Source organism: Micromonospora sp. SD12 (genome assembly GCF_052068495.1).
In the GTDB taxonomy this organism is placed as follows: Bacteria; Actinomycetota; Actinomycetes; order Mycobacteriales; family Micromonosporaceae; genus Micromonospora; species Micromonospora echinofusca.
In genome coordinates, this window is record NZ_JBQHDF010000001.1 from 519,500 (window position 1) to 544,143 (window position 24,644).

At 74.4% G+C, this 24,644-nt stretch carries 23 protein-coding genes; 9 read left to right on the forward strand and 14 right to left on the reverse strand.

The window, feature by feature from the left end:
• Positions 1-161: 161 nt before the first annotated feature.
• Complete coding sequence (locus ACTMS2_RS02440) at positions 162-383, reverse strand: DUF397 domain-containing protein (RefSeq protein WP_089002739.1); 222 nt, start codon at positions 381-383, stop codon at positions 162-164.
• A complete protein-coding gene (locus ACTMS2_RS02445; RefSeq protein WP_101413499.1) occupies positions 353-1,234 on the reverse strand; it encodes a helix-turn-helix domain-containing protein in 882 nt (293 codons plus the stop codon). The genes ACTMS2_RS02440 and ACTMS2_RS02445 overlap by 31 nt, the downstream gene beginning before the upstream one ends.
• 676 nt (positions 1,235-1,910) lie before the next feature.
• On the opposite strand from ACTMS2_RS02445, the gene ACTMS2_RS02450 reads away from it, so the two are divergent.
• Together ACTMS2_RS02450 and ACTMS2_RS02455 are read left to right on the forward strand one after the other, a co-directional pair.
• Positions 1,911-2,198, forward strand: coding sequence for a hypothetical protein (locus ACTMS2_RS02450; RefSeq protein ID WP_441173845.1), 288 nt, complete (start codon positions 1,911-1,913; stop codon positions 2,196-2,198).
• A 99-nt stretch (positions 2,199-2,297) separates the two neighbouring features.
• Positions 2,298-2,750, forward strand: a complete 453-nt coding sequence (locus tag ACTMS2_RS02455) for a hypothetical protein (protein ID WP_441173846.1) — start codon at positions 2,298-2,300, stop codon at positions 2,748-2,750.
• Between the two features lie 33 nt (positions 2,751-2,783).
• Here the strand turns inward: ACTMS2_RS02455 and ACTMS2_RS02460 are convergent, their stop codons facing one another.
• Positions 2,784-3,575 carry a PASTA domain-containing protein gene (locus ACTMS2_RS02460; RefSeq protein ID WP_441173847.1) on the reverse strand — a complete coding sequence of 264 codons (792 nt, stop codon included), beginning with the start codon at positions 3,573-3,575 and terminating at the stop codon, positions 2,784-2,786.
• A gap of 176 nt (positions 3,576-3,751) precedes the next feature.
• Positions 3,752-4,426, reverse strand: a complete 675-nt coding sequence (locus ACTMS2_RS02465; RefSeq protein ID WP_441173848.1) for a PASTA domain-containing protein — start codon at positions 4,424-4,426, stop codon at positions 3,752-3,754.
• Between the two features lie 124 nt (positions 4,427-4,550).
• Here ACTMS2_RS02465 and ACTMS2_RS02470 point away from each other — a divergent pair, with 124 nt between their 5' ends.
• Positions 4,551-6,008 (forward strand): hypothetical protein, encoded by a 1,458-nt coding sequence (locus tag ACTMS2_RS02470; protein WP_441173850.1) that lies wholly within the window; start codon positions 4,551-4,553, stop codon positions 6,006-6,008.
• An 18-nt stretch (positions 6,009-6,026) separates the two neighbouring features.
• Here the strand turns inward: ACTMS2_RS02470 and ACTMS2_RS02475 are convergent, their stop codons facing one another.
• Together ACTMS2_RS02475 and ACTMS2_RS02480 are read right to left on the reverse strand one after the other, a co-directional pair.
• Positions 6,027-7,505 (reverse strand): glutamate--cysteine ligase, encoded by a 1,479-nt coding sequence (locus ACTMS2_RS02475; RefSeq protein ID WP_101413496.1) that lies wholly within the window; start codon positions 7,503-7,505, stop codon positions 6,027-6,029.
• Positions 7,506-8,007: 502 nt separating this feature from the next.
• Entirely contained in the window at positions 8,008-8,589 is a 582-nt protein-coding gene (locus ACTMS2_RS02480; protein ID WP_101413495.1) for a YceI family protein, read from the reverse strand.
• Positions 8,590-8,693: 104 nt separating this feature from the next.
• Here ACTMS2_RS02480 and ACTMS2_RS02485 point away from each other — a divergent pair, with 104 nt between their 5' ends.
• A complete protein-coding gene (locus tag ACTMS2_RS02485) occupies positions 8,694-9,203 on the forward strand; it encodes a MarR family winged helix-turn-helix transcriptional regulator (RefSeq protein WP_441173851.1) in 510 nt (169 codons plus the stop codon).
• Between the two features lie 263 nt (positions 9,204-9,466).
• Here ACTMS2_RS02485 and ACTMS2_RS02490 read toward each other — a convergent pair whose 3' ends face one another.
• The 3 genes from ACTMS2_RS02490 to ACTMS2_RS02500 form a co-directional block, all read right to left on the reverse strand.
• Positions 9,467-12,097, reverse strand: a complete 2,631-nt coding sequence (locus ACTMS2_RS02490) for an ATP-binding protein (protein WP_441173852.1) — start codon at positions 12,095-12,097, stop codon at positions 9,467-9,469.
• A 159-nt stretch (positions 12,098-12,256) separates the two neighbouring features.
• Entirely contained in the window at positions 12,257-13,411 is a 1,155-nt protein-coding gene (locus ACTMS2_RS02495; RefSeq protein WP_441173853.1) for an acyl-CoA dehydrogenase family protein, read from the reverse strand.
• A gap of 106 nt (positions 13,412-13,517) precedes the next feature.
• Complete coding sequence (locus ACTMS2_RS02500; RefSeq protein ID WP_441173854.1) at positions 13,518-15,050, reverse strand: acyl-CoA carboxylase subunit beta; 1,533 nt, start codon at positions 15,048-15,050, stop codon at positions 13,518-13,520.
• 205 nt (positions 15,051-15,255) lie between these two features.
• On the opposite strand from ACTMS2_RS02500, the gene ACTMS2_RS02505 reads away from it, so the two are divergent.
• Positions 15,256-15,816, forward strand: coding sequence for a snapalysin family zinc-dependent metalloprotease (locus tag ACTMS2_RS02505; RefSeq protein WP_441173855.1), 561 nt, complete (start codon positions 15,256-15,258; stop codon positions 15,814-15,816).
• Between the two features lie 82 nt (positions 15,817-15,898).
• On the opposite strand, the gene ACTMS2_RS02510 is transcribed toward ACTMS2_RS02505, so the two are convergent.
• The 3 genes from ACTMS2_RS02510 to ACTMS2_RS02520 form a co-directional block, all read right to left on the reverse strand.
• Positions 15,899-16,819, reverse strand: coding sequence for a hydroxymethylglutaryl-CoA lyase (locus ACTMS2_RS02510; RefSeq protein ID WP_441173856.1), 921 nt, complete (start codon positions 16,817-16,819; stop codon positions 15,899-15,901).
• Positions 16,820-16,988: 169 nt separating this feature from the next.
• Positions 16,989-18,326 (reverse strand): acetyl-CoA carboxylase biotin carboxylase subunit, encoded by a 1,338-nt coding sequence (locus ACTMS2_RS02515; protein ID WP_441173857.1) that lies wholly within the window; start codon positions 18,324-18,326, stop codon positions 16,989-16,991.
• Between the two features lie 77 nt (positions 18,327-18,403).
• Complete coding sequence (locus ACTMS2_RS02520; protein WP_089002753.1) at positions 18,404-19,027, reverse strand: TetR/AcrR family transcriptional regulator; 624 nt, start codon at positions 19,025-19,027, stop codon at positions 18,404-18,406.
• 209 nt (positions 19,028-19,236) lie between these two features.
• Here ACTMS2_RS02520 and ACTMS2_RS02525 point away from each other — a divergent pair, with 209 nt between their 5' ends.
• Entirely contained in the window at positions 19,237-20,586 is a 1,350-nt protein-coding gene (locus ACTMS2_RS02525; RefSeq protein ID WP_441173859.1) for an MFS transporter, read from the forward strand.
• On the opposite strand, the gene ACTMS2_RS02530 is transcribed toward ACTMS2_RS02525, so the two are convergent.
• On the reverse strand, positions 20,480-20,890 hold the full coding sequence (locus ACTMS2_RS02530) for a VanZ family protein (protein ID WP_441173861.1): 411 nt from the start codon (positions 20,888-20,890) through the stop codon (positions 20,480-20,482). The two genes, ACTMS2_RS02525 and ACTMS2_RS02530, sit on opposite strands and share 107 nt — an antisense overlap.
• A gap of 12 nt (positions 20,891-20,902) precedes the next feature.
• Positions 20,903-22,066 carry an FAD-dependent oxidoreductase gene (locus ACTMS2_RS02535; RefSeq protein WP_441173862.1) on the reverse strand — a complete coding sequence of 388 codons (1,164 nt, stop codon included), beginning with the start codon at positions 22,064-22,066 and terminating at the stop codon, positions 20,903-20,905.
• A gap of 107 nt (positions 22,067-22,173) precedes the next feature.
• On the opposite strand from ACTMS2_RS02535, the gene ACTMS2_RS02540 reads away from it, so the two are divergent.
• From ACTMS2_RS02540 to ACTMS2_RS02550, 3 genes are all read left to right on the forward strand, one after another.
• A complete protein-coding gene (locus ACTMS2_RS02540) occupies positions 22,174-22,752 on the forward strand; it encodes a TetR/AcrR family transcriptional regulator (protein WP_441173863.1) in 579 nt (192 codons plus the stop codon).
• 155 nt (positions 22,753-22,907) lie between these two features.
• The gene (locus ACTMS2_RS02545; RefSeq protein ID WP_441173864.1) at positions 22,908-23,450 is read left to right on the forward strand and encodes a SigE family RNA polymerase sigma factor; all 543 of its coding nucleotides are present in this window, start codon (positions 22,908-22,910) and stop codon (positions 23,448-23,450) included.
• Entirely contained in the window at positions 23,447-24,628 is a 1,182-nt protein-coding gene (locus ACTMS2_RS02550; protein ID WP_441173865.1) for a hypothetical protein, read from the forward strand. Before ACTMS2_RS02545 ends, ACTMS2_RS02550 begins: the two co-directional genes overlap by 4 nt.
• Positions 24,629-24,644 lie beyond the last annotated feature (16 nt).

Here is a 24,644-nt window from a genome sequence, read left to right on the forward strand (position 1 = left end):
GCGGCGGGTCGTCGACCAGCGCCGTACCGAGGGGTACAACGACACGGGACCCGATGTGGCGACGCCGACGGCGGGACGTCTTCGTCGGCCCGGGCGGACGCGGGCACGACGAAGCCCCCGCCCGGCTCCCAGCCGGACGGGGGCACCCCGTCAGATCACGGTCAGCCCTTGTCGAACACACCGCCCCTGGTGCCGGCGACGAAGGCGTGCCAGTCACCGGGAGCGAAGACCAGGGCCGGGCCCGTCTTGTCCTTCGAGTCCCGCACGCCGACCGCCCCCGTCACGTATGCCACCTCCACGCAGTTGTCGCAGTTCGGCCCGCTCTTCGAGCTCTTGAACCACGTCGCCTGCGTCAGGTCCACGGGGAACCCATTGGTCGCCATTTCCACAACGGCTCCTCTGCCAGTTTCGCGATGTGTGCGATGGACTCCTCCGGACGAATGGCCGCCGCTCGGACGTGATCGAAGATGAAGCTGTACTTCTGCAGTTCGTCACTCTTCTCGAGGAAGAGCCCACCCGTGGCATTCTCCGCGTACACGACATCCGGATCACCGGGCTCAGGGAAGCTGAGGATCGTGAAGGTGCCGTCCATGCCGGCGTGCGCCCCCACCGCGAACGGCAGGATCTGGAGCGTCACGTTCGGCAGTTCCGCCACCTCGACCAGGCGTTTGAGCTGGTCACGCATTACCTCGTCCCCGCCCACCGGACGGCTTACCACCGCCTCATCGAGCACCACCCACAGATCGACCGGATCATCCTGCGTCAACAACGACTGACGGCCCAGACGGACACGCACCCGTTGCTGCACCTGCTCCGGCGTGAAGTCGGGCCGGGCGGCCCGGATCATCGCACCCGCGTACTCCTCGGTCTCCAGCAGCCCGGGCACCACCTGCTGCTCGTACGCCCGGATCGAGCTGGCCGCGGCCTCCAGCCCGACGTACGCGCCGACCAGCACCGTGCTGTAGGGGTGCCACCAGCCCTTCTGCCGCGCCTCCCGGGCGATCTGCACCAGCTCGTCGCTCTCGGCACCGACCACGCCGTAGATCCGCAGCATGTCCCGCACGTCGCGCGGGGTGGCCGTGGTGTGGCCGGTCTCGATCCGCGAGACCTTCGACGCCGAGCACTCCAACTGCTCGGCGACCGCCTCGATGGTGATTCCCGCCGTCTCCCGCTGCCGACGCAGTTCGGCGCCGAGGCGACGACGTCGGATGGTGGGGCTGCGCCGCTCGCTCACGGGGCCACCTCGGTCCGTGACCGCGGGTCGGGCCCACTTGTCGCGGTCACGGGATCACCGGCCCCGCTGGTCGGGACCACCGGCTGTCAGGCCTCACCGGTCCACCTCCGCCTCGCCGTGCGCCACTGTCGTCACCCGCCAGGGGCGCGACCGTCGTACGGCGGGCGTCGTTCGCGGCGTGGGGTGGTGCCGGTCATCGGCCGGCCGCGACGGGCGAAACCGGACCCCAGTGTGCCGGGCGGACGTGAACCCCTTCAAGCGCTGCTTCGCGCGAGCCGCTCATGTATCGGCAAAAGTCGACGTGCAACTTGCATGAAGCACGTCGCTGATGCACTCTGTCCGTATGGCACGGGTTACTCACCGTCTCCGTCCGCTTCCCCGCCGTGGTGACCCCACGGGGCGCGGGGCGCGCGGCGGTGGGGCCGCCCGTCAGTCGACAACCAGACCTGCCCCGGGTTGATGACCTCGCCGCTGCACGCCAGTTGGCTGCGGCGGCGGGAGCGGTACCCGGAGCAGCCGGGTGTTGGTCGGGTGGCGGTTCGCCACCAGCGGGTACGGCCCGACCACCACCGCCCGCGACACCGGTCCACGAGGCACGACCCCGCCACCGGGCCACCGACGTCCCCCGACCCGCACCGCCGGCCCGTGCGCCGGCCGACCCTTCCCAGGAGCCCATGTGCTTCCCCGCTCCGGTGACGTACTGCACGTGACTCGCGCGGCGAGTGTCCAGTTCCTCAGTCCCATCATGTTCCGGGTCATCCGGGTCCTCGACTGGCCGACCTACGACGGCTGGATCTGGCTCGAAGGCTACGAGCTGAACGCATCGGGGGACGCGGTCAGCCGGCGCTCGATCTTCGTCCAGCGGGAGGGGCTGCGCCACCTGCGGTCGGCCCCCGAGCCGCGCCCGCACACCGTGCGCGCGCCGCGGCGGCCCGTCGCCCGCACCCCGGTCCGGGTGGGCTGACCTGCGCGATCGGCAGCCGGGGGGCGTGCCGTCGCCATAGAATGAGGTACGCCCACCCCGGCACGTTCCACCCCGCGCGTCCAGGACCCCGAACCTGGGATGGCCATGGTCCTTCAGCCCGCCGCGCGGCGGCACCACCGCTCCCGTATCGCCTACGCCTTCGGACTCCTGGCGCTGATCGGCGCCGCCACCCTGCTGGTGGTAGTGGTCCGTGATCCCGCCCTCTCGTCCACGACGCGGCTGACCACCCCGGTCCCCGCACCGGAGATCACCGTGGTGGACGAGGACCCCGACGACGACGAGCCGGACGCCCTTGACGCCCCGTACGCCTGGGGCGGGCCGGAGGAGCCGGACGCGCTCGGCGCCGCCGACGAGCCCGAGCCGGCCGTCGCCGGGACCGACGTACCCACCGACGCCCAGGCCGGCGCGGCGCAGGCCGCCCGTCCCGCACCGGACGACGTCCGCCGTTCCCTCTTCTGGTCCGGCATCTTCGGCCTGGCCATCTCGCTGGCCGGGCTCGGCATGGTCGGCACGAGGCGACGTATGTGGTGACGCGGCGGCCAGCGGGGCCCACCGGTCAACGGCTCACCGGGTGGCGGTCGGTTCGACCGACGGCGTGACCCCGTCGGTCGGCGAGGCGGCCTCGCGGGCCACCACCAGCGTGACCTCCTCGTCCCGCGGCACCAGCTCTCCCGCCTCCGGCTCGCTGCGGATCACCGTGCCGGCGGGACGGTCGGACGTCTCGTACTCCACCCGGTGGCCCAGCCCGACGTCGTCCAGGATGGCCTGCGCCGTCGCCAGCGGCAGGTTCGCCACCGGCGGCATCGGCAGTTCCGCCGGCACCGAGGGCGACGGGGACGCCGAGGGCGACGCGCTGGTGGGGGCGGCCGAGGTCGGTGCGGGGGTGGTCGGCGACGCGCGGGTCACCGACGGCGAGGGCGACGGCTCGGGCCCGCTCGGATCGTCGTCGCCCGGCTGGAGGGCCAGCCACAGCCCGACGCCGAGCAGGCCGACCAGCAGCAGCACGATCACGCCCCACAGGATCGGCAGCCACCAACGCCGCGCGCCCTGGTCCTCGGCGTACCACTCGGCCTCCGGCTGGTCGGCCGGACCGGCGGGGCGCACCTCCGCCCGGCCCGACCACGCCGCCGGCCCGGACCGCTCCGGCGGCATGGCGGCCGTACGGTCCAGCGGGGCGGTGCCGTCGACGGGCACCTGCCGGCTGGCGTCTCCGGCATCCGCGGCACGCCGGTCGGGGCGGGGCAGTGGCTGCGTACGGTCGGGTTCCGCCCCGGTCGGGGCGTCGCCCGACGGAGGCAGCGGGCGGGTCCGGTCGTCGTGTTCCCCGGCGGGCGGTTCCCGGCGATCGTCGCTCATGCCGGCACTCCGCTCCGCTGCGTGCCGACCCGAGACACCACCGCACTGTGCCGATGACTCGCTCGCTGACGCTCGCTCATCGCACGTCCTCTCCCGGCCCGGGCGGGCGCGCGGGCCCCTGACCGCCAACCTAGCGGTTCCCGGGGCCATCGGCCGGGATCAGCGTGCCGGAGCCGTCACGGTGTCGGGGAGGCCGATCCGTCGTCCTCCGGCACGTCGCCGCACCAGATCGACACCTGGTCGTTCCACCGGCCCGTGCCGTCGCCGGCCGGATCCTGACGGCTGACTTTGCCCGTCTTGCCCGTGCGGTACTGCGGGTAGAAGCCCTCGTCGACGAGTTCGTCCGCCGCCTCGTCGCAGTCGTCGCCCACCACGTCCGGCACGGTGGCGGCCGGCGCCGGACCGCTCACGTAGAGCGTCACGGTGCGCCCGGGCTGCACCTCCGTACCCACCTCCGGCGAGGTGCGCTCCACGGTCGTCCCGGTGCCCCGGCCGAAGACGAGCCGCCAGCCCAGCCGCTTCTCGCGCAGCTCGTCGCGGGCGTCCGTGAAGTCCTCGCCGACGACCGCCGGCACCGTCAGCCCGGCGGAGCGGCTCGGCCCGGTCGTGCGGGGAGCCGCTGGTGCGGACCGGCCCGGGGTCGACCGGGCGGCACCGGGGGTGCCGGTGGCGGAGGGCAGGCGTTCCGCCGCCGCCGGCGGTGTCGCCGGTGGCTCGTCCTCGCCGGCCAGCAGCCAGCCGCCGGTCGCGCCGACGGCGGCCAGCAGCACGACCGCCAGACCGCCCCTGAGCAGCACCGCCGACCGGTCCGCTGCGGCGTCGTTCCGCTCGCCCGTGTCGCCGTCCGTCATCCGCCCACCCCGCCTCGATCACCGGCGACCGTACCCGTCCGCGCCGGCGTCGGCGTCATCGCGGTCCACCCTGTTGGACCGTCACGACTCGCCGCGCCGACCTCGGGACGTTACGCTCCCCCGCATGGCCAGACGGGGCTGGGGAGGATCGATCGCGACCGCGGTCGGCGTCGCTGCCGGCGCGGGCGCGGCCCAACTGGGCTTCGGCTACGGGCTGGGCATCATCAACTGGGCGCCGGCGGACGCGAACGCCGGCGCGACCGCCTGGGTGGCGGGCCTGATCTGGGCCACCTGGATCGCGGCCACCTCGACGGTGTTCGGCGCGGTCTGCGCGCAGCGGCTGCGAGACCGCGCCCCGGCACCGGACGCCGATCCGGCTCCGGCCGGGCCGGGCGGCGGCGCCCTCGGCTCCGCCGCGCTCGCCGTGGCCGCCGGGGTGGGCGCGCTGATCACCGTGCTGCTGGTGGCCGTACCGGCCCGCGAGGCGGTGGCGGTGGCCGACACCGGCTCGCCCCGCAACGTCGCGGCGGCGTACGCGGCCGTCGGCGTGCTGGTCGGCGTGCTGACGGCGGTCTGGGCGCTGCGCTCGCGGGCCGCCGCGACCAACGTCATCGCCACGGTCGGCTGGCTCTGGCTGCTCGCCGTGATCGCCGTCGTGGACGGTGTACTGGCCGGGCGCGGCCTCACCAGTGCCCAGCTCGGGATCTGGCAGCTCGGTCCCGACGACGGGCGCTACTGGATCCGCGACTACTTCTACTGGCCCGGCGCGCTGCTGTCCCTCGGCTCCGCGCTGGTGATCGGTGCCCTCGCCGCCCGCCGGGACGCCCGCGACCCCGACCGTCGGGTCGGGGCGGCCGCCTCGGGTGCGGCCGGGCCGCTGCTCGTCGCGACCGCGTACTTCCTGGCGGTGCCGAGGCTGACCGCGATCAGCCCGGAGCAGGTGTCGGCCCACCTGATCGCGCCGTACGCGGTGATCATCGGGGTCGGCGGTGCCGTCCTGGTCACCGGCCTCGCCCAGCGGGCCGCCCGACGGGCCGCGGCCCGGGGACCGGTGCGGGTGCCCCGCCAACGCGCCGGCGAACCCGCCGACCAGCAGAGTGTCCCGGCCCGTCCGGACGGTCCTGGTGCCGGCGACCCGTCGTCGGGGCGGCACACCCCACCGGCCGGAGACACCGCCGCCACGCCGGGCGGCACCGACACCGTCGCGGCAGCGCCCGGCTCCGGCTCCCTCGCGGCGCCGGGCGGGTCCGGCTCTGTCGCGGCGCCGGGCGGGTCCGGCTCTGTCGCGGCGGCGGGCGGCTCCGGTGACCACGAGACGCCGGTCGGCACCGCGCCGAGCCGGGACGCCGTCGCGGCGGGCGGGGGGACGCCCACGGGCCTCCCCGCCGACCGGGGACCGGTGCCGGCTCCCGCCGCCAGCTTCGCGGCCACGTCCGGCACCTCGACCGGAGAGCCGGCCACCCCGTCCGCCGGCACGCCGGCGTCGGCGCCCGCCGGAGAGCCGGCCGAGCCGGGGGCCGACGAGCCGACGGAACCGCAGGCCACCGGCCGTCGCCCTCGTTCCGGTCGCCGCACGCGCTGAGCGCCGGACCGGCCCGGGTCAGTCGACGGGCCAGGTGTGCACGGGTTCGTTGCCGCGTTGCAGTTCGGCGTAGCGCTGCACCATGTGGTGCAGGGCGGCGTCCCGGTCCATGCCCCGGTGCCGCTCGGCCGCCCACACCGCCTCGGTCTGCCAGACCGCGCCGTTGCGGCCCGTACGGCAGCGCTGCTCGATGATGCCGAGCAGCCGGTCGCGTTCGGCCGGGGCCACCCCGAACCGGTCGAGCCCGGCGGCGGCCGTGGGCAGCAGGACGTCCAGGACCAGCTTGGTCACCGGCACCTCGCCGAGGCGGGGCCAGTGCAGGACGGCGTCCATGCCGCGCCGGGCGGCGGCGTGGAAGTTCTCCTCGGCGGAGCTGAAGGTGAGCTGGCTCCAGATGGGTCGTTCCGCCTCCGCCAGCCCCCGCGCCAACCCGAAGTAGAAGGCCGCGTTGGCCAGCATGTCGACCACGGTCGGGCCGGCCGGCAGGACCCGGTTCTCCACGCGCAGGTGCGGGCGGCCGTTCATGATGTCGTAGACCGGCCGGTTCCACCGGTAGACGGTGCCGTTGTGCAGGCGCAGCTCGCCCAGGACCGGTACGCCGCCGCCGTGCAGGACCTCGACCGGGTCCTCGTCCTCGCAGATCGGCAGCAGCGGCGGGAAGTAGCGGACGTTCTCCTCGAAGAGGTCGAAGATCGAGGTGATCCAGCGTTCGCCGAACCAGACCCGGGGGCGTACGCCCTGCGCCTTCAGCTCGTCCGGCCGGGTGTCGGTGGCCTGCTCGAACAGGGCGATGCGGGTCTCCGCCCAGAGTTGCCGCCCGTAGAGGAACGGCGAGTTGGCCCCGACGGCCACCTGCACGCCCGCGATGGCCTGGGAGGCGTTCCAGTAGTCGGCGAAGCTGTCCGGGGCGACCTGGAGGTGGAACTGGAGGCTGGTGCAGGCCGCCTCGGGGGCGATCGAGTCGGTATGGGTCTGGAGGCGTTCGACGCCCCGGATGTCGAGTTCGATGTCCTCGCCCCGGGCGCCGACGATCTGGTCGTTGAGCACCCGGTACCGCTCGTTGGTGGAGAGGTTGTCCTCGACCAGGTGGCGCTCGGTGAGGGTGGGCAGGATGCCGACCAGGACGATCTTCGCGTCCGACTTGGCGGCCCGCTCGTCGGCGCGCGAGAGGCTGCCGCGCAGGTCCTGCTCGTAGTCGGCGAACCCGTTCCCCTCGATCAGCCGGGGCGGCGCGTTCAGCTCGAGGTTGAACTGGCCCAACTCGGTCTGGAAGAGCGGATCGGCGATGTCGGCGAGGATCTGGTCGTTGCGCATCGCGGGCTCGGCCGCCGAATCGACCAGGTTCAGCTCGATCTCCAGCCCGGTCATCGGGCGGTCGGCGTCGAAGCCGAAGTCGTCCAGCATCAGGGCGAAGACGTCCAGGCAACGCCGGACCTTCTGTCGGTAGCGGACCCGGTCCTCCCGGGAGAAGGCGCCCTGCTCGACGTCCCTGCCCATGTTTCCTCCCGGCGCGAGGCGCAGTCGGGCCGTGCCGGCCCGGTCAGCGCGTGGTGAACCCTCCACGTTAGGAGTGTCGGCATCGTCGGGACCAGAGGAGGTCCCGGCGATCCCACGGCCGGGACGACCCTGTTCCGGTCGGCGGACGCGCTCCCGGCCGCATCTCTACCCAGCCGGTGCCGCCGGCACCGGGCCGGACCGCGAATGAGTCGTGACAAATTACACCCGCCCGGCGCTCCGCACCCCGCATCGGCCCGCGCTTCGCGGTGCCGCTTCCGGGCTCGCACCCCGCGTACACGCGTCACGCCCGCGCTTCGCGTCAACGCCCAGGCCCGCACCCCGCGTACACGCGTCACGCCCGCGCTTCGCGTCAACGCCCAGGCCCGCACCCCGCGTACACGCGTCGGGCCCGCGCTTCGTGTCAACGCCCAGGCCCGCACCCCGCGTACACGCGTCGGGCCCGCGCCGTGGTGCGGCGCGGGCCCGGAAGCGGTACGACGGATCAGGCCTGGCGGACGGCCTCGCCCTCGATCTCGATCTTGATCTTCTTGCCGACCAGCACGCCCCCGGTCTCCAGGGCGACGTTCCAGGTCAGGCCGAAGTCCTCGCGGTCGATCTCGGTGGTGGCGGAGAAGCCGAAGATGTCCTGCCCGAACGGGCTGCGGCCGACGCCCTCGAACTCGACTTCGAGATCGACCGGGCGGGTGACGCCCTTGATGGTCAGCTCGCCGGAGAGGACGAACTCGTTGCCGTCGCGGGACTTCACGCCCGTGCTGCGGAACTCCAGGGTCGGGAAGCTCTCGACGTCGAGGAACTCGGGGCTGCGCAGGTGCGTGTCGCGGTCGGCCTGGTTGGTGTTGATGGTGGCCGCCTGGATGGTGGCGCTCACCGCCGACTGCATCGGGTCCTCGGCGACGGTGATGGTGGCGCTCGCATCGGCGAACTCACCGCGCACCTTGCTGACCATCATGTGCCGGGCGACGAAGCCCACGCGCTTGTGTGCCGCGTCCAGCAGGTAGGTGCCGGCGGTCGGGATCGTGAGGCCGTCCCAGTCGCGGGTGACCGGTGCGGTGCTGCTGGTCATGGAAACTGCCCTCCGTGGGGAAATTGGTTTAGTAGCCCAACGACTGCCACAGCAACTATAGGCATAACAACATTCCCGGTGTCAAGTACTGCTACGATGGACGGGTGGACCAGAACGTGTTCGACGACCCCCGGATCACCGCCGTCGGCCTGCTCGTCGAGGCGCACGCCGGGCTCTCGGCCCGGTTCGCCGCCCAGTTCGAGGAGCACGGCCTCTCACCGGTCGAGTTCGAGGTACTGACCAGACTCGCCCGCTCACCCGGCAACCAGTTGCGGATGACCGACCTGGCCGCGCAGACCTCGCTGTCGACCAGCGGCGTCACCCGCGTGGTGGACCGGATGGAACGCGACGGGCTGCTCACCCGCCGCGCGTGCCCCTCCGACCGGCGCAGCTCGTTCGCCGTGGTCACGGGCTCCGGCCTGCAACGACTCGACGAGACCCTGCCCGGGCATCTGCGGATCATCGAGCAGTGGTTCACCGGCCAACTCGACCCGGCGGCGCTGGGCGCCCTGCTCGACGGGCTGCGCCGGGTCCGCGACGCGGTGCACCCCGGCGCCACCGCCGGAAGCACCGGATTCGTCGCCGATCAGGACGAAAACGGCACCCCGTCCTGACCCGTCCCCGAGGCCCACTCGGCACCGGCAGAAAGAGCGGCAGAACTGCCGCACCCACGCGCCGATAGACGATCAAACCGGACGAGGCCGCGTGCGGGCGGTGGCTAGTCTTCGGGCAGTGGGGACGCACCGGGGGGTGACGGCGCGGACGACGAGCGAGGGGTAGCAAGAGGGGCTCCGTCGTCCGCGCCACCCCCGGTCCGGTCCGCTGACCAGCCCCTTCGCCGACCCGGCCGCCACCGCCGCGGCCCGCCTTCTCCGCGCTATCCGTTCCGGCTAGCGGTCGACGCGCGCAGCAGCTCCTCCTCGTGCGGCAGCAGCCGTACGCCGCTCTGCCGGCAGGCCCGCTCCAGGTGGTCCATGACCGCGGGATCGCCCGAGCTGGCGGCCAGGCCCACCAGCGCCTCCACCACGTCCCGCCGGTCCTGACCGCCAGCGCCCGCCGCCGCGGCGGCCGCGAACCACTCCGCCGCCAGCTCACGATCGCCCCGGTGCAGGGCCAGGTTCCCCTCGATCAACGCGCAGATCCCGTCCTCGGGTCGCACCCCCGGCGTCACGCCCGGAAGGCGCCCCGACGGCCAGGCCTCCCCGAGGCGCGGCGCGGGCGGCCCCGGGGGCGGGCGCAGCTCGGCCAGCACCGCGACGGCCTCGGCGGAACGGCCGGCACGGGCCAGTGCCAGCCCCACCGTGCCGAGCACCCGACGGCGGTGGCCGGGATCGCCGAGGTCCGCCAGCGCCGCCACCACCCGCCGCCCCTGGTCGACGGCGTCGGCGTACCGGCCCTCCAGGCGGGACACCTCGGCCAGGTTGGCCCGGGCGAGGACGCGCAACCGCTGTTCACCGCTCTGCGCCGCGAGCCGGTCGACCGTGGCCAGCCGGCGCCGGGCAGCCGCCAGGTCGGCGACCCGGATGTCGTGCCAGGCCAGGTTGTTCTGCGCCACCGCCATGTCCCGGACCCGCCCGTGCCGGACGGCCAGCGTGAGCACCGTCTCGGCCTGCGTGCGCGCCTCCCCGTACTCGCCGAGGGCGATCAGGAGGGCGCAGAGCACCGTACGCGCCTCCAGCTCGCCCGAGACGTCGCCGGCTTCCCGGAACGCGGCCAGCGCCTCCCGCGCCGCCGGCAGCTCCTCGGCCCCGGCGCCGTGCTCGGCCGCGAGCCGGGCCACCCCGAGCGACGCCCACGCCCGCAGCACCGGGTCGACATCGGCCGTACGCGGATCCGCCAGCAGGCGCCGCAGCCACTGCCGGCCCGGCACGTCGCGCCCCCGGAACCGCCACCAGCGCGACAGCGCCGCCGCCAGCCGCAACGCGGTCAGCGGGTCGTCGACGGCGGCGTGCGCCAGGGCGGAACTGATGTCGCCGCTCACCTCGTCCAGGCGGTGCACCGCCGCCGGCAGGTCGGCGCCGACCAGCTCCGGTGCGGTCCGCGCCACCAGCCGGGCGACGACCTGCGCGTGCCGGCGCCGGATCGCGGTCAACTCGCCGGCGCCGGTCGCCTGCTCCGCGGCGAAGTCGCGTACGGCGTCGAGCAGGCGGAACCGGAACGGCCCGCTGCCCCGGACGCTCAGCAGGCCGAGTTCGACGAGCCGGTCGAGCAGCGGCACCGGGTCCACGACCACCGTCCCGTCGGTGTCGGCGGGGTCGGCGAGCATCTCCTCGGCCAGCGCGACCGACCAGCGGTTGCCGAACGCGGCGAGCCGGCGCAACGCGGCCCGCTCGTCCGGGGCGAGGAGGCGGTAGCTGACGGCCACCGCGTCCCGCAGCGTCTCCGCCACCGCCGCCCGGGGGCTCTCCGGGCGGCCCGGATCCCTCGTGTCCCAGCCCGGCCGCTCGGCCGCCCCGGACGAGGTGGCCAGGTCGAGGACGCGGTCGCCGTACCGGTCGAGCAGCTCGTTGAGGTCGAGGATCCGGCCCCGGGCCGCCATCAGCTCGATGGCGAGCGGGAGCCCGCCGAGTCGGCGTACGAGGGCGGCGAGGGCGGGCAGCTCCGCGGGACCGGGCGGCTCGCGGCGCACCTGGGTGAGGCGGGCGATGAAGAGGGCCACGGCGGGGTAGTCGCCCAGCGCCAACGGCCCTTTCCGCTCGCTGCCCGGCGGCGGTACGTCGAGGGGGGCGACCGGCCACACCCGCTCCCCGGGCAGGCCGACCGGGTGCCGGCCGGTGACCAGCACCCGCAGCGACGGCACCGCCCCGGTGAGGCGGTGCACCGTCTCGGCGACCGCGTCGGGGGCCCGCTCGGCCGCGTCGACGAGCAGCAGCGCCGCTCGGCCGTCGAGGCGGGCGGTCAGCTCGCACAGCCGGGCGACGCCGAAGACGGCGACCGAGGCGGAGAGGACGTCGGCGGCGTCCGAGCCCTCGCCGATGAGCACCCCGGCCGCGCCGCCGGGATGGTCGCCGGCGACCGCGTGGGCCACCGACAGGGCCAGCGCGGTCTTGCCCACGCCGGCCAGCCCGACCAGGCTGACCAGCCGGGGCCCGTGCCCGTCGGTGAACAGCCCGGCCAGCTCGGCCAGGTCCCGGTCGCGGCCGACCAGCGCGACCGGGGGCGGGAGCGTGGCTGGCGTACCGGCGTGGTGGTCGAGGTCGACGCGGGCCGGCGGGGCGCCTCCGGGGGTGACCGGCCCGGCGGCCGGCACCGGCCCCCGGGCGGCGGCCAGGAACGCCGACCGGGCGGCTCCGGCCAGCTCCAGCGCGTTGGCGAGCAGTTCGACGGTGGTGCGCTGTGGCCGGGACGAGTGGCCCCGTTCGAGGTCGCGGACGGTCCGGACGCCGACGCCGGCCCGGCTCGCCAGCTCGGCCTGGGTCAGGCCGGCGGCGAGCCGGTGCCCGCGCAGCAGTGCAGACAGCCCGGTCCGACCGCCCGGTTGCGGCGAACGATCATGATCCGGAGTCATGGCCAGGAAGGGTACGGACGGGGTACGACCGGCGGCAGACGATCGTCGCCCTGCCGACGCACCGGTGCGGAAATCCGACAGGGGCCCGGAGGGACGACGACGCGCGACGGGCCCGGTGGCGCGGAGGGGGCCGCCCCACGCCACCGGGCCCGAGCCGGGTCACATGCCCAGGTCGCGGGCGATGATCATGCGCTGCACCTCGGACGTGCCCTCGCCGATCTCCAGGATCTTGGAGTCGCGCCAGAAGCGCGCCACCGGGTACTCGTTCATGAAGCCGTAGCCGCCGTGGATCTGGGTCGCCTCGCGGGCGTTGTCCACGGCGATGGTGCTGGCGTGCAGCTTGGCGATGGCGGCCTGCCGCTTGAACGGCTCACCGGCGAGCATCCGCGCCGCCGCGTCGTAGTAGGCCAGGCGGGCGGTGTGCGCCTTCATCTCCATGTCGGCGATCTTGAACTGGATCGCCTGGTAGTTGCCGATCGGCTGGCCGAACGCCTGGCGCTCCTTCGCGTACCTGACCGACTCGTCGACGCAGCCCTGGGCGAGGCCGACGGCCAGGGCGGCGATGGCGATCCGCCCCTCGTCGAGGATGCGCAGGAACTGGGCGAAGCCCCGGCCGCGCTGGCCGAGCAGGTTCGCCGCCGGCACCCGGCAGTCGTCGAAGGTCAGCTCGTGGGTGTCCGAGGCGTTCCAGCCGACCTTGGAGTAGCCCGGCGCGACGGTGAAGCCCGGGGTGCCGGAGGGCACGATGATGGTGGAGAGCTCCTTGGAGCCGTCCGGGCGGGTGCCGGTGACCGCGGTGACGGTGACCAGCGCGGTGATGTCGGTGCCCGAGTTGGTGATGAACGCCTTGGATCCGTTGATCACCCACTCGCCGGTCGACTCGTCGAGCACCGCGCGGGTCTGGGTGCCCCCGGCGTCCGAGCCGGTGCCCGGCTCGGTCAGCCCGAAGCCGGCCAGCGCCTCCCCGCTGAGCAGCTTCGGCAGCCACGTCGCCTTCTGCTCCTCGGTGCCGAAGCGGTAGATCGGCATCGCGCCCAGCGAGACCGCCGCCTCCAGGGTGATCGCCACGCTGGAGTCGACCCGGGCCAGCTCCTCCAGCGCGAGGCAGAGCGCGAAGTAGTCGCCGCCCATGCCGCCGTGCTCCTCGGCGAAGGGCAGGCCGAACAGGCCCATCTTGCCCATCTGCCGGATCACCTCGTACGGGAAGGTGTGCTTCTCGTAGTGCTCGGCGATGACCGGGGCGACCACCTCGCGCGCGAATTCCCGCACGCTCTCCCGCAGCGCCTCTTGCTCCTCGGTGAGCCGGAAGTCCATGGAATCCTCCTGTGTGGATGGGCCGCCGGGCGCTCGTGACGCCGGGAACGGACGGGTCGCTGGTGCGCGGTGCGGATCCGGGCCGGCCGGGTGGGCCGGCGACGGATCAGACCGGGGTGACGCCGTGCCGGCGCCGGGAGAAGTGCCGCTCCTTGGTGCGGGCGGCGGCGAACCGGCGGACCAGCTCGACACGCAGCTCGTGCGGCTCGACGATCGCGTCGACGACCAGCTCGCTGGCGAGCCGCACCACGTCGATGTCGCGCTCGTACTCCTCGCGCTTCGCGGCGACGAACGCGGCCCGCTCGGACTCGTCCCCGATCGCCGCGATCTTGTTCGCGTAGACCGCGTTGACCGCCGCCTCCGCGCCCATCACCGCGATCTTGGCGGTGGGCAGCGCGATCGTGGCGTCCGGCTCGAAGCCCGGCCCGGCCATCGCGTAGAGGCCGGCGCCGTACGCCTTGCGGACCACCACGCAGATCTTGGGTACGGTCGCCTCCGAGATCGCGGTGATCATCTTGGCGCCGTGGCGGATGATGCCCTGCTTCTCCACCGCGCTGCCGACCATGAACCCGGGCACGTCGGAGAGGAACAGCAGCGGCACGTTGAACGCGTCGCAGAGCTGCACGAAGCGGGTCGCCTTGTCGGCCGAGTCGACGAAGAGCACGCCGCCCTTGAACATCGAGTTGTTGCCGACCACGCCGACGACCTCGCCGTTCAGCCGGCCGAAGCCGATCGTGAGCTCCTTGGCCCAGAGCGCCTGGATCTCGAAGAAGGAGCCGTCGTCGAGCAGGCCCTTGACGTACCGCCGCATGTCGAACGCCTGCCGCTCGCTCGCCGGCACCAGCGCGGCCAGGTCGGCCGTCTCGGGCGCCTCGACGGCGGGCGCGGCCGGCGGCTGCTGCGTCCAGTTGGTCGGGAGGTAGGACAGGTAGCGCCGCACCACGTCGAGGGCGTCGGCCTCGGTCTTGCAGAGGAAGTGCCCGACGCCGGACTCGGCGCAGTGCACCTTGGCCCCGCCCATGGCCTCCAGCGTGGTCTTCTCGCCGGTGACCATCTCGACCATCCGGTCGGAGCCGAGGTACATGCTGGCGTTGCCGTCGACCATGGCGACCACGTCGCAGAACGCCGGGATGTACGCCCCGCCGGCCGCGCTCGGCCCGAACAGCGCGCAGACCTGCGGGATGGAGCCGGAGGCGCGGACCTGGTTCCAGAAGATCTTGCCGGCGCCGCGACGGCCGGGGAAGAGGTCGACCTGGTCGGTGATCCGGGCGCCGGCCGAGTCGACCAGGTAGACCATCGGCACGCTGGTCGAGTAGGCCCGCTCGATGATCCGGATGATCTTCTCGACGGTGCGGGCGCCCCAGCTGCCCGCCTTGACCGTGGAGTCGTTCGCCATCAGGCAGACCGGGCGGCCGTCGATGGTGGCGGTGCCGGTGACGACGCCGTCGGCCGGGAGCCCTTCGGCCATCGCGTTGGCGTAGAGACCGTCCTCGACGAAGGAGCCCTCGTCCACCAGGAGCGCGACCCGCTCCCGGGCGAAGAGCTTGCCCTTGGCGGCGTTCGCCGCGTGGTACTTGTCCGCACCGCCGGCCCGGGCCCGCTTGCGCAGCTGCTCCAGTGCCTCACCGTCGAGCGTCACGCCGACTCCCTCGCCACCTGAGCCGGTCACCTCGCGGCGGACCGACTGACCTGAACGATCGTTAGGCTAGCGCATCCGCACGGTGCTCGGCGAGCCGCGGGCGCGGAGGAGTCGGCACCGGGTCGCAACCGTCCGCAAGACATTGAAAATCATGGATTTGTGGGGCTACGCTCCGGACACCCCTCCTCCCGGATCGGAGTCAGCGATGACCTCACGACTCAACCGGCTCGCGGCCGCGTTCGCCGCGACGGCGCTCGCCACCCTCGGCGTCACGGTCGCCAACCCGACGCCCGCCTCGGCTGCCATGACCATCTGCTACAACACCAGCCAGGCGGGCAGCTTCGCCGGCACGGCCAACCAGGCCGCCTCGATCTGGAACAACGCCACGTCGAACCTGACGCTCACGGCGAACTGCGGTTCCAACCTGCGGATCTACCAGATCACCGGCGGTGGCTCGTACGCCGTCCGGACCAGCCTCGGCAACGGGCGGGTCTACATCGACACCCAGCAGGCCCAGCAGTACAGCCCGCTGCGGATCATGACGCACGAGATCGGGCACATCCTCGGCCTGCCCGACAACTACAACGGCAACTGCGCGCTGCTGATGTCCGGTGGCAGCGCCGGCACCAGCTGCACCAACCCGTACCCGAGCACCACCGAGGCCAACCGGGTGTCCAGCCTCTTCGCCGGCACTCTCAGCACGAACCGCGTCGGGTCGCAGATCTTCCGCGACAGCTGGCCGGCCACGCCCGCCACGGTGGGCTGACCGACCGGGCACGTCGGAGGGGCCGGCATCGTGCCGGCCCCTCCCCGCGTGCGGTCACCCCGGCAGCGGCGTCTGCGTGTGGTCAGCCCGGCAGCGGCGTCAGCCGGGTACGCGGGCCCGCGCGGAGCACCCCGGACGGAAGCTGCCTGCCGACCAGTTCCTCGGCCAGCTCGGCCACCTCGATCAGGGCGTCCAGGTCGATGCCGGTGTCGACGCCCATGTCGTGCAGCATGTGCACCGCCTCCTCGGTGGCCAGGTTCCCGCTGGCTCCGGGCGCGTACGGGCAGCCGCCGAGACCGCCGACGCTGGCGTCGAACTCGGTCACCCCCAGCTCCAGGGCGGTCAGCATGTTGGCCAGCGCGGTGCCCCGGGTGTTGTGGAAGTGCAGCAGCACGGGAATGTGCGCGTTGCGGTCGCGTACCGCCGTCAGCAGCTCGCGCACCCGCCGGGGCGTACCCATGCCGGTGGTGTCGCCGAAGGCCACCCGGTCGGCGCCGTCGCGGACCACCCGGTCCACGATGGTGGCCACCCGGGCCGGATCGGTGTCCCCCTCGTACGGGCAGCCGAAGCTGGTCGCGACGATCACCTCGGCCTGCGCGCCGGCGCCGTGCAGCAGGTCGATCAGCTCGGCGATGTCGTCCAGCGACTCCTCGGTGGAGCGGTTGACGTTGCGCCGGTTGTGCGTGTCGCTGGCCGAGACCACGACCTCGATCTCGGTGAACCCGGCGGCCAGCGCCCGCTGCGCTCCCCGGGTGTTCGGCACCAGCGCCGAGTAGCGCACGCCGTCGGCCTTCGCGGCCCGCTGCCACACCTCGTCGGCGTCGGCCATCTGCGGGATCGCCTTCGGGTGCACGAAGGAGACGGCCTCGATCCGCTTCACCCCCGTGCCGGAGAGGGCGTCGAGCAGCCGCACCTTGGCCTCGGTCGGGATCGGCTCCTCGTTCTGGAGCCCGTCGCGCGGCCCGACCTCCCGGATCGACACGGAGTTCGGCATTTCCGCCATAAGGGGTCACCTCACTGTGACGCAGTGCTTGTGCTGGGTCCCTCCAGCCTCCCACCCACCCCGCCCGTTCCGCACCCAGCCGCGTCGATCATGAGGTTGACCGCGACAACAGCGACGAATCGCACGGCCAACCTCATGATCGACGCGGCGAAACCGGGGCCGGGGTGGGTCAGCGCATGCGGGAGACGATGCCCGTGTCGTAGTCGCCGGAGAGGAACTCCTCGTTCTCCAGCAGCTCGGCGAAGAAGGGGAGGTTGTTCTTGGGGCCGGCCAGGTCGAAGGCGGCCACCGCCGCCCGCGCCCGCTCGATCGCCTCGGCCCGGGTCGCGCCGTCGACGATCAGCTTGGCCATCAGGCTGTCGTAGAACGGGGTGACCGTGTTGCCCTCGACGTAGCCCGAGTCCACCCGTACGCCCTCGCCGGTCGGCTCCACCCAGGTCTTGATCACGCCGGGGCCGGGCAGGAAGCGCTTCGGGTCCTCGGCGTTGATCCGCAGCTCGATGGCGTGCCCGCGCGGGGCGAGCGCGTCCGGGTCGAAGGTCGGCGCCAGGCCGGCGGCCACCCGCAGCTGCTCCTCGACCAGATCGACGCCGTAGACCAGTTCGGTGACGGGGTGCTCCACCTGGAGACGCGTGTTCATCTCCAGGAAGAAGAACTCCTGCGTCGCGGGATCGAGCAGGCACTCGACCGTGCCCGCGTTGCGGTATTCCACCGCCTCGCCGGCGCGCACGGCGGCGGCCAGGATGCGCTCGCGCAGCTCCGGGGAGACCGCCGGCGACGGCGACTCCTCGACCAGCTTCTGGTTGCGCCGCTGCACCGAGCACTCCCGCTCGCCGAGGGCCACCACCCGGCCGTCGGCCAGGCCCAGGATCTGCACCTCGACGTGGCGCACCCGGGGGAAGTACCGCTCGATCAGCACCGAGCCGTCGCCGAACATGCGCTCGGCGAAGGAGCGCACCTTGTCGTACTCGGTGCGCAACGCGGCCTCGTCGGTCGCCACGCCCATGCCCATGCCGCCGCCACCGGCCGCGGCCTTGACCATCACCGGGTAGCCGATCTCCGCCGCCGCCGCGACCGCCGCGTCGAGGTCGGCCGCCGGGTCGGTGGTGCCGGGCGCGACCGGCACGCCGGCCGCCGCCATCAGGTTCCGGGCGTTGATCTTGTCGCCCATCGCGGTGATCGCGTCCGCGCCGGGCCCGATCCAGACGAGACCGCTCGCCTCGACGGTACGGGCGAAGTCCGCGTTCTCCGACAGGAAGCCGTAGCCGGGGTGGATGGCCTGCGCACCGGTCGACTTGGCGGCGGCGAGGATGGCCTCGACGTTGCGGTAGCTCTGGGCCGGGTTGGCCGGTCCCACGCACACCGCCTCGTCGGCCTCCGTCACGAACGGCAGGTCGGCGTCGGCCTCCGAGTGCACCGCGATCGCGCGGATGCCGAGCCGCCTGGCGGTCCGGATGATCCGGCGGGCGATCTCGCCCCGGTTGGCGACCAGCAGCGACTCGATCATGTTTCCTCCCAGCGTCCAGGGGTCGGGACGGTGCTAGGGAACCATGGCCGGAAGGTTACTGACGAGTTGGCCCGGGGTCAGGAGCCGGGATGGGCCAGGAGGGCGGCCAGGGTGGCGGCGCGGAGCAGCTCGGCACGGCGGCGCCGGTCCACCTCGCCGCCCAGGAACGGCGTCGAGTTCATCAGGCCGAACGCGGCGTGGGCCAGCACCCGTGCCTCGCCGTCGGGCATGCCCGGGTGCAGCGCGGTCAGCACCGTCACCCACTGCTCGACGTAGAGCCGCTGGAGCCGGCGGATCCGGCGGCGCGGCTCGTCGGGGAGGCGGTCCAGCTCGTGCAGGTGCAGGGCGATCACCGCCGGGTTGGCCAGCGCGAAGTCGACATGGAAGTCGATCAGCGACTCCAGCGCGCCGCGCGGGTCGTCGGGGTGGCCGGCGGACCGCTGCTGGCCCCCGGCCAGCAGCTCCTCGCTGACCGGGATCAGCGCGGCGACCAGCATGGCTTCCTTGCCGGCGAAGTGGTGGTAGAGCGCCGGGCCGGTGACGCCGGCGGCCGCGCCGATGTCGTCCATCGAGACGCCGTGGTAGCCCCGGGAGGCGAAGAGGCCGACCGCGATCTCCAGGATCTCGTCCCTGCGGGACCGGCGCCGGCCGGACCCCGCGGCACCGTTCGCCCTGCCCCGTGCCTGCTGCTCCACCGTCACCGGGCAAGCGTAGACCTCGACCGGCCCGGCGTGGAGCCTCCGTTACCCGTCGGTTGGCTCACGTCCGCCGCCCGTGATGCCAGGTCCGGGGCCCCAGGGCGGGCATGCGGTCCTGCGCGCGCAGGAGGAGCGGCGGGGCGGCCGGGGCCTCGCCCCTACGGCGCCGTGGCCCTTGACCCTCGACCGGGTCGAGCCCCGAGGGTCGCCGCATGACCGCACCCCCGCTCGGCCGCGACTACCGACTGCTCTGGTCCGCCGCCGTGTCCTCGCGCCTGGGCGACGCCCTGCGTACGCCGGCACTGGCGCTGCTGGCCGCGACGCTGACCCGCGATCCCCGGGTGATCGCGGCGGTGACCGTGGCCGGGCAACTCCCGCCGCTGCTGTTCGGCCTGCTCGGCGGCGTGTACGCGGACCGCTGGGACCGCCGTCGGACGATGGCGGTGGTGGACGGCCTGCGCGCGGCGGTGGTCGGCGGACTCGCCGTCGCGGTCGCCCTCGACGGGGCGGGCGGCGCCGCGCTGGTGACGGTGGCGTTCCTGCTCGCCGCGCTCGGCACCCTCTTCGACTCCGCCTCGTTCGCGCTGCTGCCGTCGGTGGTGCCGCCGGCCGCGCTGCCCCGCGCCAACGGCCGCCTCCAGGCCGGGTCGGCGGTGGCGGGTGGCTTCCTCGGCGCCCCGGCCGCCGGCGTGCTGTTCGCCCTCGCCGCGCCGCTGCCGTTCGCCGTCGACGCGCTCACGTTCCTCTGCGCCGCCCTGCTGACCCTCGCCCTGCGCCCGACCCCGCCGCGCCCCCGCCGCCCGGAGACGCGACCCCGTCGCCCCGAGACGCAGCCCCTTCGCCCCGATTCGCGATCTCGTCGCCCGCAGAGGGGCCCGGAGAGGGGCCCGGAGCGAGGGCGGGCGGTGTGGCGGGAGGCCGTCGAGGGGATGCGGTGGGTACGCGGCGACGCGATGCTGTGGCGGCTGACCGTGGCGACAGCCGGATGCAACCTGGCGATCAGCGGACTGATGGCGGTGCTGGTGCTCTACGCGCTCGACGTGCTGCGGGTGCCGCCGGCCGGGTACGGCCTCTTCGCCGCCGGGGCCGTCCTCGGTGGGCTCGCCGGGGGACTCGGGGCTGGCCGGCTGGCCGCCCACCTCGGCACGGTGCCCGCGCTGCGCCTCGTACTCGCCGGCCAGGCCGTCGCGCTGACCGGGCTGGCGCTGGCCCGGCACCCCGTGCCCGGCGGGCTGGCGCTGGCCGTGTTCGCGGCCGGCACGACGGTGTGGAACAGCCTCTGGGCCTCGTACGGGCAGCGCCACGTGCCGGCCGCCCTGCTCGGTCGGGTGGGCGCCGCCCAGCGGCTGGTCGGCCTGCTCACCGCGCCGGTCGGGGCGACGCTCGCCGGGCTGGGCGGCGCGGCGTACGGGGTGGGGCCGGTGGCGGCGGCGCTGGCCGGGGTCTTCGTGCTGGTCACACTCGCGGTGTGGCGGTTGCTGCGGCCGGTCCCGCCGGCACCGGCCGCCGCGCCCACCAGCGCCGGGACAGCAGCCCGGCCAGGGCGGCGCCCGTCGCGTTGAGCAGCACGTCGTCGGCCGAGGACACCCGGCCGAGGTCGAGCGCGTACTGGAGCGCCTCGACCAGCACGGAACCGGCCGCCCCGAGCAGGAAAAGCCGGCCGACGCCGGCCAGGGCGGCCACGCGTACCGGGGCGAAGAAGCCCAGCGCGGCGAAGACCAGCAGGTTGCCGACGACCTGGACCACGGCGGTCGTCGGCGGCCCGGTCGGCAGGTCCGCCAGGTCGCGCAGCGGCACCGGGTCGACCTGCCGGGGCGCGGGCCGGGGAGTGAGGATCATCCACACCCACGGCACGGTGCCGGCCACCGCACCGGCAGCCTAGCCGCGCGCCCCGTCGCGGTGGTGCAGGCCGGAGAGGCGCATCGCGACCCGGTGCCGGGCCGGCGGCACGGCGCCGAGCAGCCGGAACAGCAGGTTCCGGGCCGGCCGGGCGGCCGGCGGCAGGGTGGCGAGCCGGGTCAGCCGGGCGGCGAGGGCCACCACCTCCTCGGCCATCGGGCGGCGCCGGGCCGCGTACGCGTCGAGCAGCGTGTCCGAAGCGCCGGCCAGCACGTCGGCGAGCGTGGCGCCGAGGTCGACCGCGTCCACGATGCCGAGGTTCATCCCCTGGCCGCCAGCGGGGCTGTGCACGTGCCCGGCGTCGCCGGCGAGCAGCACCGGCCCCCGGCGGAAGGTGTCGGCGATCCGGTGGTGGATCCGGAACCGGGAGCCCCAGAGCACCTCCGTCACCCGGTCCGGCCGGCGGCTCGGCCCGCGCTCATCGAGCAGCGCCTGGAGGTGTGCCCGGTCGGGGACGGCGGGGGCCTCGGCAACCGCCGCGACCAGCCGCACCACCCCGTCGGGCAGCGGCGCCCAGACCAGCGGGCCGGAGCGGGCCAGGAAGAGGGACACCCGGTCGCGGGGCAGCGCGCTCTCCAGCCGGACGTCGGCGAGGACGAACGACTCCTCGCCGCCGGCCGCACCGGAGAAGCCGATCCCGGCCCGCTCCCGCACCGTGCTGTGCATCCCGTCGGCGCCGACCAGGTAGCGGGCCCGGACCGTCGCGCCGCCTGCGAACGTGGCGACCACGCCGGCCGCGTCGGGGGCCAGCCCGGTCAACGCGTACGGACGCAGCACCGGGACGCCGAGCGCGGCGAGCTGCCCGGCGAGCACCTCCTCGGTGACCGACTGGGACACCATCAGCGCGTAGGCGTGCCGGGAGGGCAGCGTGTCGAACGGCACGGTGAGCAGCGCCCGGTCGCGGTCGCGGACGGTGAAACCCGGCGACCGCAGCCCGCGCGCCACCAGCGGGGCGCCGGCACCGATCCGGTCCAGCGTCTCCAGGGTGTACGCGTGCACCACCGCCGCCCGGGAGGTCTGCGGCGGCCGGTCCAGCCGGTCGACCACGGTCACGTCGACCCCGCCCCGGGCGAGGGTCAGCGCGGCGGTGAGCCCCGTCGGGCCGGCACCCACCACCAGGACGTCCGTGTTCGTGGGCAGCATCGTCGGCCTCCGTCCGTCCATGCCAACGCCTGTTGGCAAACGCTTGTTGGCAACGTTAGGCCGGCCGCCGATGGATTGTCAACAGGTGTTGGCATACGGTCGTGGGCATGACCGACGCCGCGCCGACCCGTACCCGCCGCTCCGACGCCACCCGGGCGGCGATCCTCCGCGCCGCCCGCGAACGCTTCGCCGCCGACGGCTACGACCGGGCGACCATCCGGGCCATCGCGGCGGACGCGCGGATCGACCCGTCGATGGTGATGCGCTACTACGGCAGCAAGGAGGGGCTCTTCGCGGCGGCGGCCGAGTTCGACCTGCGGCTGCCCGAGCTGGCCGACGCGCCACCCGAACGGCTCGGCGAGCTGCTGGTCCGGCACTTCGTCGACCGGTGGGAGACCGACGGGACGATGGCCGCGCTGCTGCGTACGGCCGCCACCAACCCGGCGGCGGCCGAGCGGATGCGGGGCATCTTCGCCGACCAGCTCACCACGGCGGTGGTCCGGGTCGTGCCGGAACCGGCGCAGGCCCCCCGGCGGGCGGGGCTGGTCGCCAGCCAGATGCTCGGCCTGGCGCTGACCCGGTACGTGCTCCGGCTGCCCCCGGTGGTCGACGCCGACCCGGCTGAGCTGGTGGCCTGGATCGCGCCGACCGTCCAGCGCTACCTGCGCGACGCACCCGACGCCTGACCGGCCCCCGCCCATCAGGGTGAGATCCGTCCACCCGGCGCGTGGTCGTCGGTCGCGCCGACGCCGTCCGGCACTCGGGCGAACGGCCGCCCAACCTTTCGCGGGCCCGGTGCGTCTCACTTGTGACACACGACGGCCGGCCGGAGGGAGGGCGGATGGGACCGCCGACGACCGACGACGGGCGCGACGGCTACGTCACCTTCGTCGAGTGCCACCAGCACCGGCTGCTGCGCGCGGCCTACCTGGTCTGCGGCAACCGGCACCAGGCCGAGGACCTGCTCCAGGAGGCCCTGCTCAAGCTGGCCCTGTGCTGGCCCGTCGTGCGGCAGGGCGACCCGGCCGCGTACGTGCGGACCATCCTCTACCGCGACGCCGTCTCCTGGTGGCGACGGCGCCGCCGGGAGTGGCTGAGCGCGTACCCGCCGGAGCGGGCGACGGCCGAGGGCGACGGGACGCTGCGGCTCGCGCTGCGCGACGCGCTCGGTCACCTGCCGCCCCGGCAGCGGGCCGTGCTCGTGCTGCGCTACTTCGAGGACCTCACCGAGGCCGCCACCGCCGAGGCGCTCGGCGTCACCGTCGGCACCGTCAAGAGCCAGTGCCACGCCGCGCTGCGCCGGCTCCGCGAGGTGGCACCCGAGTTGGCGCGCGACGAGGGTCGCTCCGGCGACCTGGTCACCGGCATGGAGGTGAACCCGTGAGGGAAGAGGATCTGCACCGGCTGCTCACCGTCGCCGCCGAGGACGTCCGGCCGGCGCATCCGGCGGCTACCGGCTGGGAACGGGCCCGCCGGGTGCGTCGCGCCCGCCGCGCCGCCGGCGCCACCGCGCTCGCGGTCGCCCTGCTCACCGGCGGTACGGCACTCGCCCTGCGCCCCGCCGACCGGCCACCACCGGCCACCACCGCGACACCGCACCGGAACCCGACCCCGCACCCCGTACCCGTGCAGACGCCCCCGGCCGACCTGGCCTATCCCGGGCACCCGCTGGGCCGCCTCGGCGACCCGGTCGGCGCGACGCTCTCGGCCCGCCCGGTACGCAAGGCGCTGGCGCTGCACCAGCCGGTCGACCCCGAGACCGGCGCCGCCGGCCGGATCCGGGTGCTCGGCGACGACGGCGTCGTACGCGACCTCGACGTGGTCACCCCCGCCCCGACCCGCGACGCCGGGGGCAACGAGGCGGTACCGCTGAAGAGCGGGAGCCTCTCCCCGGACGGGCGGACCGCCGCCTTCGCCCAGACCGACGAGGTGATCGTGGTCGACCTGACCACCGCCGCCGTGCGCCGCCACCCGCTCAAGGGCTACCTGGAGCACGTCCTCTGGTCCGGCGACCGGCTGCTCGTCGGCGACGACGACACCACGTACGAGCTGGACCGGGCCACCGGAACCGCCCGGAAAGTGCCGGTGTCGCCCTGGAACGTCGTCGCGCCCGACCCGACGGCCCCGCCGAACGTCCTGCTCGAACTGGGTGGCACGCCGCCTGACCTGACGGCGGTCCGGTGGAGCGACGACGAGACGCACCGCAGCTACGGCGCGGTCGACTTCCGCGCGCTGCCACCCGGTCACCGGGTCGACGAGTTCTACGGGCGTGGCTGGCAGCGCGGAGACCGGGTGGCTCGCGCCGGCTGGATCACCACGGACACGATGGGCGGGCTGGAGGGCGTCGCGCTGCTGAACGCCCGGACGCGCGTGGTGACTCACCTGCTCGACCTGGGCCGGGACCGCTGGAAGGGCTGCTGCGAGGTGCTCGGCTGGGACTCCGACGGCGCGGTACTGCTGCGCCACAACCCGGGCGGGCTGCTGCGCTGGCGGCCGGAGACCCGCGAGATCACGGGCGTGACACGGAACCTGTTCGGGGCGGTGTCGCTCGCCGCCGGTTGAGCGGGCGGCCGGCAAG